Annotated in this window: 10 protein-coding genes; 3 read left to right on the forward strand and 7 right to left on the reverse strand. The window is 57.8% G+C overall.

What is annotated here, in order from left to right:
• Positions 1-5 precede the first annotated feature (5 nt).
• Positions 6-1,739, forward strand: coding sequence for a M14 family metallopeptidase (locus L861_RS13170; RefSeq protein WP_016417519.1), 1,734 nt, complete (start codon positions 6-8; stop codon positions 1,737-1,739).
• A 31-nt stretch (positions 1,740-1,770) separates the two neighbouring features.
• On the opposite strand, the gene L861_RS13175 is transcribed toward L861_RS13170, so the two are convergent.
• The 7 genes from L861_RS13175 to L861_RS13205 form a co-directional block, all read right to left on the reverse strand.
• Entirely contained in the window at positions 1,771-2,571 is an 801-nt protein-coding gene (locus L861_RS13175; protein WP_016417520.1) for a hypothetical protein, read from the reverse strand.
• Positions 2,572-2,704: 133 nt separating this feature from the next.
• The gene (amrS, locus tag L861_RS13180; protein WP_016417521.1) at positions 2,705-3,793 is read right to left on the reverse strand and encodes an AmmeMemoRadiSam system radical SAM enzyme; all 1,089 of its coding nucleotides are present in this window, start codon (positions 3,791-3,793) and stop codon (positions 2,705-2,707) included.
• A 44-nt stretch (positions 3,794-3,837) separates the two neighbouring features.
• Positions 3,838-4,302 carry an erythromycin esterase family protein gene (locus L861_RS13185; protein ID WP_021029190.1) on the reverse strand — a complete coding sequence of 155 codons (465 nt, stop codon included), beginning with the start codon at positions 4,300-4,302 and terminating at the stop codon, positions 3,838-3,840.
• Between the two features lie 42 nt (positions 4,303-4,344).
• Positions 4,345-5,610: an MFS transporter gene (locus L861_RS13190; RefSeq protein ID WP_016417522.1), complete on the reverse strand. Its 1,266-nt coding sequence runs from the start codon at positions 5,608-5,610 to the stop codon at positions 4,345-4,347.
• 206 nt (positions 5,611-5,816) lie between these two features.
• Positions 5,817-6,836, reverse strand: a complete 1,020-nt coding sequence (locus L861_RS13195) for a TAXI family TRAP transporter solute-binding subunit (RefSeq protein WP_081645858.1) — start codon at positions 6,834-6,836, stop codon at positions 5,817-5,819.
• 35 nt (positions 6,837-6,871) lie between these two features.
• Positions 6,872-8,779, reverse strand: a complete 1,908-nt coding sequence (locus tag L861_RS13200; protein ID WP_016417524.1) for a TRAP transporter permease — start codon at positions 8,777-8,779, stop codon at positions 6,872-6,874.
• Positions 8,780-8,978: 199 nt separating this feature from the next.
• Positions 8,979-10,364 carry an FAD-dependent oxidoreductase gene (locus L861_RS13205; protein WP_016417525.1) on the reverse strand — a complete coding sequence of 462 codons (1,386 nt, stop codon included), beginning with the start codon at positions 10,362-10,364 and terminating at the stop codon, positions 8,979-8,981.
• A 248-nt stretch (positions 10,365-10,612) separates the two neighbouring features.
• Between L861_RS13205 and L861_RS13210 the strand changes: the two genes are divergently transcribed.
• Together L861_RS13210 and L861_RS13215 are read left to right on the forward strand one after the other, a co-directional pair.
• Positions 10,613-11,401 carry an IclR family transcriptional regulator gene (locus L861_RS13210; protein ID WP_027947627.1) on the forward strand — a complete coding sequence of 263 codons (789 nt, stop codon included), beginning with the start codon at positions 10,613-10,615 and terminating at the stop codon, positions 11,399-11,401.
• 170 nt (positions 11,402-11,571) lie between these two features.
• A complete protein-coding gene (locus L861_RS13215) occupies positions 11,572-12,723 on the forward strand; it encodes an alkene reductase (protein WP_016417527.1) in 1,152 nt (383 codons plus the stop codon).
• Positions 12,724-12,763 lie beyond the last annotated feature (40 nt).

Here is a 12,763-nt window from a genome sequence, read left to right on the forward strand (position 1 = left end):
CGGATATGGGAAGGGATGCACGCAATAGCCGTTTCAGGCATCAGTACCTGAGTTACGAGGCGCTGACCCGGCAACTTCAGGAGTGGGCACAGGCCTATCCACATGTGGCCCATTTGCAGAGTATCGGCACCAGCCCGGAGGGGCGGGAGGTCTGGGTACTGACCATCGGCCCGGAACCAGATCGATGCCGTCCTGCCGTGTGGGTGGACGGCAACATGCATGGTACCGAGTTGGCCGGTTCCAGCGTCGCACTGGCGATAGCCGAAGCGGTGCTGGCCCTGCACACCGAGCCAACTGCCCTGCCCGACGACCTGCCCAAGCACCTTCGCCATTTCCTGCGCGAGGTGTTGTTCTACGTGTGCCCACGCATCTCGCCGGATGGCGCCGAGCAGGTACTCAGGCAAGCCGGTTTCGTGCGTTCTGCACCGCGGCGGAGTCCGGATGCTACCGACAAGCCTTATTGGCATGCTCAGGATCTGGATGGCGATGGCCGCTGCCGCTATCTGCGTATTGAAGATGTGACCGGTGAATTCGTCGCCTCTTCCAAGTATCCTGGCCTGATGCTGCCGCGTGAGGTCGACGACCCGCCACCCTATTGGCGGCTTTACCCCGAAGGGATCATCGAACACTGGGATGGCGAGACGATCCCCGAGCCTCAGTGGTTACAAGATACGCCGGACTTCAACCGCAACTTTCCCTGGAGTTGGCAACCGGAACCCGAGCAGGCCGGTGCCGGCCACTACCCCGGCTCCGAACCCGAGACACGCGCCGTCATCGACTTCGCCGTTGCCCACCCGAACCTCTATGCGTGGCTGAACCTGCACACCTTTGGAGGAGTGTTCATCCGCCCATTGATCGATGCTCCTGATAGCTGCATGGACCAGAGTGATCTGGCCATCTACCATCAACTGGCCACCTGGGGGCGGTCCTTTGCCGGTTACCCCACCGTCAGTGGCTTCGAGGAATTCACCTACCAGCCCGATACCCCCCTGCATGGCGACCTCACTGAATTCGCCTACCACCAACGGGGCTGTCTGGCGCAGGTGTGCGAATTATGGGATCTGTTCCACCGTATGGACCGTCCCCGCCCCAAGCGCTTCGTGGAGCACTACACCGCCTTCGAGCGTGAGGACATGGAATGGCTGGCACAGTGGGACGCCGAGCATAACCAGCAGCGTCTGTTCCATCCCTGGCGGGCCTTGCACCATCCACAACTGGGTGAGTTGGAAATCGGGGGACTGGAGCCAGTCATCGGCATCTGGAATCCGCCCCCCGAAGTCTTGCCGGAAATTTGCGATAGCCTCACCGCCTACTGGTTACGTGTCGCATCCTTGCTGCCCCGGCTAGCAATCGCGACCGTGCACTGCACACCGCTGGGCGACGGCTATCGAGAGTTACGGGTCACGGTGGAAAATCGCGGTTACTTGCCCAGCCATGGGCTCAATGCCGCCAAGGATCGGCCATGGAACATGGGCGTGGAGGTGCAAGCCAGTACCGTGGGTTGCCGACTGCAAGCCCCCGAGAAAGCTCGCCAGATGCTGGGCCACCTGGATGGCTGGGGACGAGGACTGGGTGATGCGTCACTGATGCCCTGGTTTCAGCGCTCACGCGGCAACGCACATCAAGCCAAGGTCTGCTGGATCATCGAGGGTGAAGGCGAGGTCACGCTGCGTATCGGCGGACCACGGCTAGGCTACGTGACGCGTACGATCTCGATACCGGGAGACACGGCCGGGTAGCGTAGTGACATAACCGATCGAGCCAGCCGGGTCACTCGTTCCGCAACGCCTCCTGACGTTCATATTCGCGTCGTTTCTGTTCGAGATAGCGTTGTTCATCCAGTTCGTGAAGTTGACGTGGGTAGCGCTCCGTTGCCGCAAACCAACGTCGCAGACGCTCGTCGAGTCGTTCAGCCTCAGGCACCGCCCGCGTATCGAGATGGACTGCCAGTGCCAGGTAGAAGCGCATGACATTGCGTTCGATCATGCCGCGCGTACCCCCCACATAGCGTGGTTCTCCATCTGCCCCGTACCCCTCGATAGTGAACCCTACGCGATCCCGACCGCCAAAGGCAAAATAGGCCGACATGGCGACCCGCGCGGGCCATCCAAAGACGAGCGAGTAGCGCAGGTGCACCAGGCTCTCGTGTTCACTATACGGCATCGCCTGCAATTGCAGACGGAATGCACGTGTGCTGTAAGGGCCTTCGTCGCCCTCCACCACGATGGCGAGATACTGATCGTACATCGACACGACACGCAGATTCAGATCGAGACGTTCCGCCTCGCTGAGCGGCTGGTAATCCTGTCTGCCGACATGGATTTGCAAGCCGCTCACGTCGGAGTCCTTTCTCTCATCATGCAAACAGGCCTCGACATTGAGGTGCAGAAACATGATGTCGCACCACGCCGATGCAGAGCGTAGCTCCTGGGTTAGCGTTTCCAGAGAGTGAGGGATGCGGGCATAGACACTGCCGCTCACGGAGTAACGTCGTTCCTCGGAGGCCACCTGAAGGGGCTCATCGAAGGGTGAGCCAGCGATCTCCTCGAGCCACTGATCGCGGAGCGTCATGTCCTGGGCCACGACCACTGGCGGAAACAGACAAGCGAGCCATAAGCAGCACAAAATGCCTAGAGAGACAGCACAGCGGTCGCTCTTGATCGCTCCAACTTCGCGCCTGGAAGGCGCGGCGGCTCTATCTCGTCTATCGTGCAAGGTGCACCGGAACACGACGGCGGCCCCAGTGTCCGGGCGGGCCGGAAAATACCCCTGCGCAGCGGGTGCCACAGAACCGGCAATGGCCATCGTCGGTGAGATTCCATTTCGACAGCGCATGCCAGTCCCGCCCAATCAGCAGCTCCTGGCAGTGGTGGCAATAGGTGCTGCCACCGACTGCATCGTGCACATTTCCCGTATAGGCGTAGCGGATGCCGTTGGACATGGCAATCTCACGCGCATGACTGAGCGTGGCGGCAGAGGTATGCGGCTTGTCGCGCATCTTCCAGTCCGGGTGAAAGGCGGTGAAATGTAGCGGCACGTCAGGGCCAAGCCGCTCCACTACCCAACGGCTCAGCGCCTCGATTTCCTGCGGCGAGTCATTCTCGTCCGGGATCAACAGCGTAGTGATCTCGAACCAGACATCGGTCTCATGACGCAGATACTCCAAGGTATCCAGTACCGGGGACAGGCTACCGCCGCAGATCTTGCGGTAGAAGCCCTCGGTGAACGCCTTGAGGTCGACGTTGGCCGCGTCCATATGGGCAAAGAATTCCCGCCGTGGCGCGTCACAGATGTAGCCAGCGGTAACGGCCACCGAACGCACACCACGCTCGCGGCAGGCGTCGGCCACGTCCATGGCGTATTCCATGAAGATCACCGGGTCGTTGTAGGTATAGGCAACGCTATGGGCGCCTTGGGCCACGGCAGCTTCCGCCAGGGTCTCGGGGCTGGCGGCATCGGCTAGGGTGTCCATCTCCCGCGACTTACTCATGTCCCAGTTCTGGCAGAACTTGCAGGCAAGATTGCAGCCAGCGGTACCGAAGGAAAGTACCGAGGTGCCAGGGAGGAAGTGATTGAGCGGTTTTTTCTCGATGGGGTCGATACAGAACCCGCTGGAGCGACCATAGGAAGTGAGCACCACCTGATCGCCCTGTCGGGCGCGGACGAAGCATAGTCCGCGTTGGCCCTCGCGCAGTTTGCAAGCACGCGGACAAACATCGCACTGGATACGCCCATCATCGAGCGCGTGCCAGTAATGCGTCGAGATCACCGAGCTGTCGAGTCCGATTGTCATGGTGGTTGGCGGGCATCACCCACGTCGAAGCCGTTGGTCAAATTTCATTCTACCCAATCGAGACCACGGTGTGGCTCAAACCCCGAAGGGATAAGTCTCGTGAGCCTCTTCTTTGCGCCCGTAGTGGAAGGGGTCGCCCCGATGGTCGAGACAGGCGTACCCCCGGCGCGCCAATTCGGTCTGCTGGGGTCGACACGGGTCAGGTAGTCGATGACCGCCTCGTCGGAGCGATGCAGGCTGTAGAGATCCAAACCGTGAAAACCCACACTGTCGGCGTGCGCCCGCCCGGCGTTGTAATCACGTAACCAGATGATGAATTCGCGAACCTCATGGTTGCGCCACATCCACTGGGGAAAACGCTGGAAATCGTCGAAGGCCCCGATCAGCGAGTCATCGCTTTCCCCTCGGACAAAGCGGTTGAGGCGCAGAGCATCGGGCCAGTCAGCCTCGACCAGCACCGCCTCGAAGCCTCGCTCCTCATGGCATACACGGGTATGGGGCGTGATCATGAGCCTAGCCTCCCAGACGTCATTGTCAGACACCCTAGAAGTCTAGTAGTCGGGTCGGCGTCGGGAAACGCTCGAGTCTCGTGGCCAGAGCAGCCAAATCAAGGCCAGCCCCTGCAGGCACACCACTAGCCCAAAGCAGACTTGGTATCCCGTAGCGAAATATCCCACCCCGGGTCCCGCGTCCCAGAACCCGATGACGAGGCCGATGCCCCATTGCAGAGAGAAAGCCCCCAGGAAGACCATTAGGTTGAATGCCGTGATCACCCGGCCCAACAGGGCGACTTCAAACTGTGTAGAAATGACCGTATACAGCAACGTACCGGAAGTGCCGCATAGTCCGAACATCAACCACACAGGCAGTACATTGCCCGTTGGCTGCCAAGTCAGCACCATGACCGACAGCAAGAAAAGCACCAGCCCGGCGCCTGCCACCTTTATTGGCTTGATACCGAGCCGTCCCAGTCTTTCTGCCAAAGTTCCCCAAGCGACAAAGCCAACGGTGGTCGCGAGTGCCAACAGCAGCAGATGCTGTGCGACGGCGTTACGGTCCAGCTCCGCGACATCACGCAGCCACGGTCCCGCCCAGAGTCCCTGGATCGCCATAGGCGCACCGGAAAACACCATGGCGGCAGGGGCAAAGCGCCAGAATACCGAGCTACGGAGAATGTGGAACAAGGCAGCGACCTGTCGTCTCAACGGTTCTGCCTTGGTCATGTTCGTTTTCTCCGGTACTACCCACCACAGTACGGCCGCTACAACAACACAGGCCATTGCCAGCCCAACGAACAGTACTCGCCAAGTCGTCACTCCCAGTATGGCTTCGACAGGGGCTGTGGCACTCATCGCGCCAAGCCCACCACAAGCCAGCATGTACCCATTGACGAGGGGGAGTCGATGCGGCTCGAACCATTGCGAGAAGGTCTTGAAACTCGCCATCAAACAGGCAGAAACCCCCACACCGATCAAAGCCCGACCAACGCTCAGCGTCGCCAGCTCTTGACCCGCAGCGAAGGTGAGAGAGCCGGCTCCCGCGATCAACAGCAGAAGCGACTCCACACGACGCGGACCAAAACGGTCGAGGAGCACCCCCAGTGGCAACTGGAAACACGCGAAGGCAAGAAAGTAGAACCCCGTCAGCAAGCCAAGCTGATCGGCACTCATGCCAACATCCGTCTCCAACTCACTCGCGATCACGGCGTTGACGTTACGAAACAGATAGGAGAGGAAATAGCCGGCAGCAAATGGCAGGAAAATCCGAGAAAATCGGTTCGTCACCGCGGCTGGGACTGCCTGGGCTTCATTTCGCAACTGGGTCTCCTCTATCGAGTTGCCACGATAATGGGATCACATATTGGCAAGAGCGCCACGGTGCCGACCGACCGCTACTGCCATTCCACCAGTTCATGACGCTACCTATCATAAACCGACGAGATCCTCCTCCCCGGGCAGAGTCCGTTTAGAGGTAGCGGCGACCGACCGTGCTTCGATCGCCGCTCGCTACGCACGTTGCTTTTTCACAAATAACCGAGCTCGCTACAGGCACGCTCGGCCCCCTCATGCAAAGGAAACCGACCCGTATCATGGCAGACCTCCTCAGGGTAGAATTCGCTCATTGACTTAAGCGCATTGCGCATATTGGAAGCATTCTCCAATACACTCTTTGTCAATTGATAGGCAAGCTCTTCATCCATATCCTCATGCACAAACAGCACATGGTCTACCGATGCCGTGACGAACGGTTCTTCCAGGCTATCGTAGAACTCGGCCGGATGGTCGACCTTGATATATCCGCCGTAACTGTCGATCACCTTGTCAACAATATCTTCCTCTATCTTCAGCCAGACGAGGTCCCTGACCGAAGCGTCCATATCCAGCATGAAGGCTGCAGGCGCTCGGGTCATCACCATCGAGACATCGACGTGCCCATCGATCATCAGTGACGAATGCTCGGCCTGAGGATTATACGAAACACTCCCACCCCAATCGTTCAAGTCCTCGATGCTAACACCATACGCTTCCAGGAAACGTCGAGCGGTCAGTTCACCGGGATTGCCGCGCTGGAAAAAGGCCCACCGTAGTGAAGGCTTTTCATCAAGCAGCTCACCAACGGTCGTTACCCCATCGGGCAATGCGCTACCACGGATCATGAAGGCAGAATGACTAAGGGCATTGAAGCGCACCAGGGCCCGCAGGTTTTTCAGGCCGTCGGGAGCCCGTTTACCGATATCTCCCGTGCCCTCCATGGCATCCGCCGTGGTGATGGTATCGGTGATACCTATTGCCTCGTTCGGCGCTCCCCTCGATATATGGAACGGATTGGTCGTGCCCCCTCCCGAAACCGCCGAGATGTTCAAGCCGTCTATTTTCGTTTCCCAATCCGATATCCATACCGACATGACCTCCATGTAAAGGCCGCCGACAGAGCCGGCATAGGCTGTCATATCAATGTCCTGGGCCATTACCCGGTCGGAGCTTGCCATGCCGGCTGCGACCATCAATCCCGCTGCTGCTGACGCGTATTTAATGTTTTTCATAACAACTCCAATTGATTTGTAATTGTTTAACAAAATCAAGGTGAACCATTCACGGACGAACCATGCACCTTTCTTGCATCATACCATTGCCAGGAAAGCACCAGCCCGACAGCGAGTGCTGCCAGCACATCCGTCCATGGCATTGGCATGACAATGGCCAACAGCGAGACACCCAGAAGTGCTCGCTGCACCATATTCAGACGATGAAGGAACCAATCGGACATCAACACCACGAGCCCAATGACTGCGACAGTCGTGCTGATGAAGACCTGGAGACCGAACCAGAATCCATGTTCTCCAAGATTCAGAAGCGTTGGATTATAAGCAATCACGATCGGAATCACATACGCGGGCATACCGAGGCGGAGACCACGCATACCGGCGCGCGTGAAGCTACAACCGGCGATCGACGCTGCCGCGAATGTCGCCACACAGACAGGGGGGGTAATGTTCGCGGTCAGGGCGAACAAGAAAATGATCATGTAGGCGACGAAGGGGTCAATACCGAATTCCATGAGTGCAGTCGCGCCGAACAATGATGCGATAAGAAATGCCCCGGTTACTGGCATACCGAAGCCAAGCACTATCGTCATGGCGCCGACGATCAAGAGTGCCGGAAACATGTAGCCACCGCTCAGATCTACAAGAAGCCCTGTTATCTGATAAGGAACGCCCGTCATCTCAAGGATCGCGATACCGATTCCAGCGCAGACCAATACGATACCGATCGAGACGATACGCTTCATTGTGGACACAGTCGCATCCACCAATTCCCGAATCCCCATTCTCGTTTCACGGCGTAGCCAGCTGATGGGGATGACAGAAAGCGTCGCTACCGTCGCGGCGAAGTATGGCGTATATCGCATGACAAGCAGAACGATCAGGATCACCAAAGGCAAGGCCAGGTGCCAGTAGCGCGACAGGACTTCACCAAGACTTATCTGTTCTCCTTCTGGCTCATACACGCCAATTCCCGCTTTATTCGATTCAATATGAACCGCGAAATACAGTGCAAAGACATAGAAGAAGGAAGGAACCAGCGCAGCCACGGCGACATAGGCATAGCTGACACGGCTGAACTCGGCAACGATGAAGGCAGCGGCCCCCATCACAGGAGGAAGCAGCTGACCAAGCTGAGAGGCGCAAGCTTCTGTAGCCGCCGCGAACTCTCTACGATAACCGGCCCGCTTCATCAAGGGGATCGTGACCGCTCCTGTTGCATAGACATTGGCCGCCCCACTGCCAGTCAAGGCGCCGAAAATCACGCTGGCAATAACGGCCGCCTTGCCAGGCCCGCCCTTCCGGCCACGCGTCATGGACACGATGATTTGCGAAAGCAGGCGCTCTCCTCCGGCCGCCTGAAGAAAGGCGCCAAAGGCAATGAACATGAACACGATCGACAGCGACAGTGAAGCAAGCGATCCATAAACACCGGTCGATGTCAGGAAGATATGATCAAGGAATTTCTCGGCGCCTGCCCCTTGATGTCGAAGCACGCCGGGCAAGTATGAGCCAAGGAGGGTAAAGGCACCGAATGCCACGATAATGATCGGAAGCACCAGGCCCACTATCCGCCTTGCCAGCTCGATAATAAGTCCAATGGTAACCACGCCCACAATCCAGTCGCCTGTGGTCAGCGGATCCAGATAGGCCAAGCGCAGGGTAATACGCTCATAATCATTTAGAATATAAACGGCTGAAACAAGCCCGAGGATCGCAAGAACCCAATCAAACCAGTGAGGTATATGAGGGGCTTCTTCTGCACCATCCTCCACAGTTTTAGGGGTCCGGAAAGGAAGAAGGAGAAACCCAAGAAAAATCAGCGCACTGACATGGATAGGCCGAACCATCATGGGCTCGGGAACGCCCGTAAGCGCTATGTAGAAGTGATAGATGGCAACGACCAGCATCACTGCGGTTACGCTTCGTACGCTAACCGACATCTTGTTAACCTCCCCTTGTTGTACTTGGCGAACGCTACAATTGCTGTGCACTCGCTGCGCTTCTATCAAACAACAGGTCTCTGCATGTCAACCTCTGTGTGGACGTAAAGCTGCTGCATCGGTGTATGGTTTTGTCGAGATAAGATGGCGACGACCTCGACAAACTTCCAGTGAGCAATGGGGCCGTCACCACACAAGTTTAAGAGATTTCCTCCGCCTTCAATGGCATGTCCATCTTGCGGAGTATCTCCTGCACTTTTGCCACGTCCACATCCCTGACGGTGGTCCCCGACGCGACCGCGACAGCGGCGGCTACGCCGGCGGCCTGACCAGTGGCCATGCACGCAGGCATGTTACGGGTACGGCCGTGGGCAACATGGTCGGCCGAGATGCAGCGACCTGCCACCAGCAGTTGACCCACGTCCAAGGGTACCAGGCAGCGGTAGGGGATCTCGTAGGCTCCGAGGCCCTGGAAGTCCACATCCGCCCCCTTGACGTCGTGCACGTCCATGGCGCAGTTATCAGCGGCAATGGTGTCCTCGAACGGTACGCAATCGATGACATCCTTGCCCGTCAGCATGTACTCCCCGCGTATGTGGCGGGTTTCACGCACACCGATCACTGGGGCAATCTGTCCGATGTGGGCATTCTCGAACCCGGGGATCTTCTCGACCAGGAACGCCGTATAGGCCTCTATCTGACGGTAGATCTCGAGCATTGCATCGCTCATCTCCAGTGGCGACAGCCCATCCACACCAAGCACTCGCGTGGCGTTCACATAGAGCACACCGTTGGCCGTCTTCAAGGTGATGTTGTCGCGCTGGAGCTTGATGTTCTTTTCTTTCTGGTAGGCTCTGATCAGATTATTGAACCCCGTCAGCCACAGGCCGTAATCCAGATCCTCATCGTTCTCGGGTATGGCTCGCGCAGGGACCTCGTCCGGGTTGGCCTTGGCCCATTCAGCCAAGCGTTTCACGTCCACGTTAGAGAGAGTGAAATACATGGAAACCGGCTGCACAGCATGCGCATCGCCATCGCCAAGCACGTAGGGTGCACCAGCAGCGGCCGCGACGTCGGCATCTGCTGAACAATCGACGACTACCTTGGCACTCACATATTGACGGCCGCCCTTGCCCTCGATGATGACGCCGGCAACCTTGTTGTCCTCCATGACCGGCGCCGATACGACTGTCTCGAAGAGCACCCGCACCCCCGCTTCATGCAGCAGGCGCGTGAGCAGCATTTTCATGATTTCCGGATCGCAGGGCGATGCGATCTTGACGTCTTTCACCTTGGTGGTGGCGACATAGTCGGCACCCACGCCTCCGACCGAACGCGCGAGGTTCCAGAGCTCGAGGGGGATGCCGCCCGACAGGACTCCTGACGGTTTGGTGTTCAGGCCCAGCGTCATGTTGCCCCCGAGCGACCCGAAACGCTCGATCAGTACAACGCGCTGCCCTTGGCGCGCTGCTGCCAAAGCCGCCATCGGCCCCGTGGTGCCTCCACCAACGACGATGATGTCGGCATCAAGCAAGCAAGGAATCTCACGAGCGGGTTCGGTGATGTTCGGCAAATTGTTCGACATTTCTTAGCTCTCCTGTTTCTGAGCCGAGCGATATGGGTGCACCGCAGCAACCAGCTATGGCTCAACTATTGATTCATATACGTAACAATGTTTCGTACACGAAACTATGGTAGACTATTCTGGTGTTGTCAAATACACAGGCCCGATTTCCGAGCGATGCTTGCTTCAGGCGATGGGCTGCCCGATGCTTGCCCTTGGAGCCAGTCGGTGCTTGCGCCAGGAGCGGGATGCAGATGGAGAGACCAGACGTGGATGACAAGACAGGTGGGATCAATCAGAACTACATCGTGCCGGGGCTTCGCCGTGGGCTTGCGGTACTGGGGCTATTTGGCCGATCACGGCCGACCATGCGTCTTGCCGAAATTGGCCGGGAGCTTGGTCTGCCGCGTGCGACCGCCTTTCGGCTGGTTTACACCCTTGAAACAGAAGGCTACCTGCTACGTGGCAAGGACTCGGTAACCTATAGCCTCGGCCCTCGAGTATTGACACTGGGTTTCGACTATCTGCACTCTCAGGAACTGATCGAAATAGCAGGCCCTTTACTCGACGAACTGAGGGACAGGGTGGGAGCCAGCACTCATATGGGATTACTGGACGGATGCGATGTCCTTTACGTATATCGAGCCCCATCCCATCAGCGCCTGTCGAGTAACCGCCGTGTGGGCTCGCGCCTGCCGGCCCATTTTTCTTCTCTCGGCAGAGCCTTGCTAATGGATTTATCGGATGATGAACTCGCCGAACTATATGATGACAATTACAATTTCCATGCCTTGACAGAGCGTGGACCTGGCAACCTGGACGAATTGAAGCGTTGTCTCGAAGAAGAACGGCAACAGGGATACATAGCAGGTTCATTCATTGGTGACGGCATCATTAGCATTGCAGCACCGGTGCGGGATGCATCCAAGCGCGCTGTTGCCGCTATCAATGTCTCGGATTATGAATCACTTCCCTGCATGGAAGATCTTCACGGCACGCTGAAGGACAATGTGCTTAAAACCGCCGCCGATATCTCCCACCACCTAGGATATATATAGCGGGCCACTTCACAAACCAACCCCTGCCGGGGCCAGGTAGATGATGACAAGTAGACGGGCAGGCGTGCAGGTTTGGACCTGCTTTTTGCTCGAATCGTCACTGTGATGACGATTGCCTAACCCGCGCATACTTCAGAACGAACCTATCCAATAAAAATGGAATCCCCTATATGCATTTGCTTGCACCAATACAGCTTGGCAGTTTGTCATTACCAAATCGCATCATCATGGCTCCCCTGACCCGACAGCGAACTCGTCAGCCCGGCAATGTGCCCTATGGGTTGAATGCCACCTATTATGCCCAACGCGCCAGTGCTGGCCTCATCATCACAGAGGGCGCACAGATCAATGCTCAGGGACAGGGATTTGCCTGGACCCCCGGGATTCACAGTAAAGCCCAGATCGATGGCTGGCGAAAGGTGACCGAGGCCGTACATGCCCGGGGCGGTCGCATCGTCCTGCAGCTATGGCACGTAGGACGGGTATCACATCGACTACTGCAGCCCGACGCCGCCGCCCCTGTCGCACCCTCGGCGATCAGGGCCGAGGCGAAGGCATACGTGGAGTTTGCCAATGGCCACGCCGGATTCGCAGCGGCCGACCAGCCCCGCGCACTGGAACTCGACGATCTGCCACATTTGGTGGAAGATTTCGCCCAGGCTGCAGCAAACTGCATGCATGCAGGTTTTGACGGTGTCGAGGTGCAAGCCGGCAACGGTTTTCTATTGGACCAGTTCCTCAGCTCCGGGACGAATCACCGCGATGACGCTTACGGCGGGAAAATTGCAAACCGAGCCCGTCTTCCACTGGAAGTGCTGGATGCGGTCGTAGATGCCATAGGCGACCCTGGCCGCGTAGGCATTCATTTCTCGCCGTTGAATACCTACAACGACATGCATGACGCCGATCCACACGAAACGTTTCCGTATATGATCGACAGGCTCAATGAACGTGATCTGGCCTATCTGCATCTCACGAACCCGAGGCAGAACCACGAGGCAGAAGCCCTGTTGACTTCGCTACGCCATCGCTACCGGGGCCACGTCATCCGCGCTGGCGGCTATGACGCTGCCTTGGGCAACCAGGCCATCCGAACGGGGGCAACCGACGGGGTCGTCTTTGGCAAACCTTTTATCTCCAATCCAGATTTAGTCGAACGAATCCGTCACGGGGTGCCTTGGACTATGGCGGATGAGGAGTCGTTCTATGGCGGTGGGGCGAAGGGGTACACCGACTACCCTAGGCTACAGCTAACAGATCGCTACGAGGAATTGCCAGACTCTGGTTCAGTTGCTGGCCTGGTCAAACAAGCCCCTCCATGAGTCGTCGGTGAATGAGAGAACCCGGTTGGGTGCAATAAAC

The organism is Litchfieldella anticariensis FP35 = DSM 16096, from assembly GCF_000409775.1.
Classification (GTDB): Bacteria; Pseudomonadota; Gammaproteobacteria; order Pseudomonadales; family Halomonadaceae; genus Litchfieldella; species Litchfieldella anticariensis.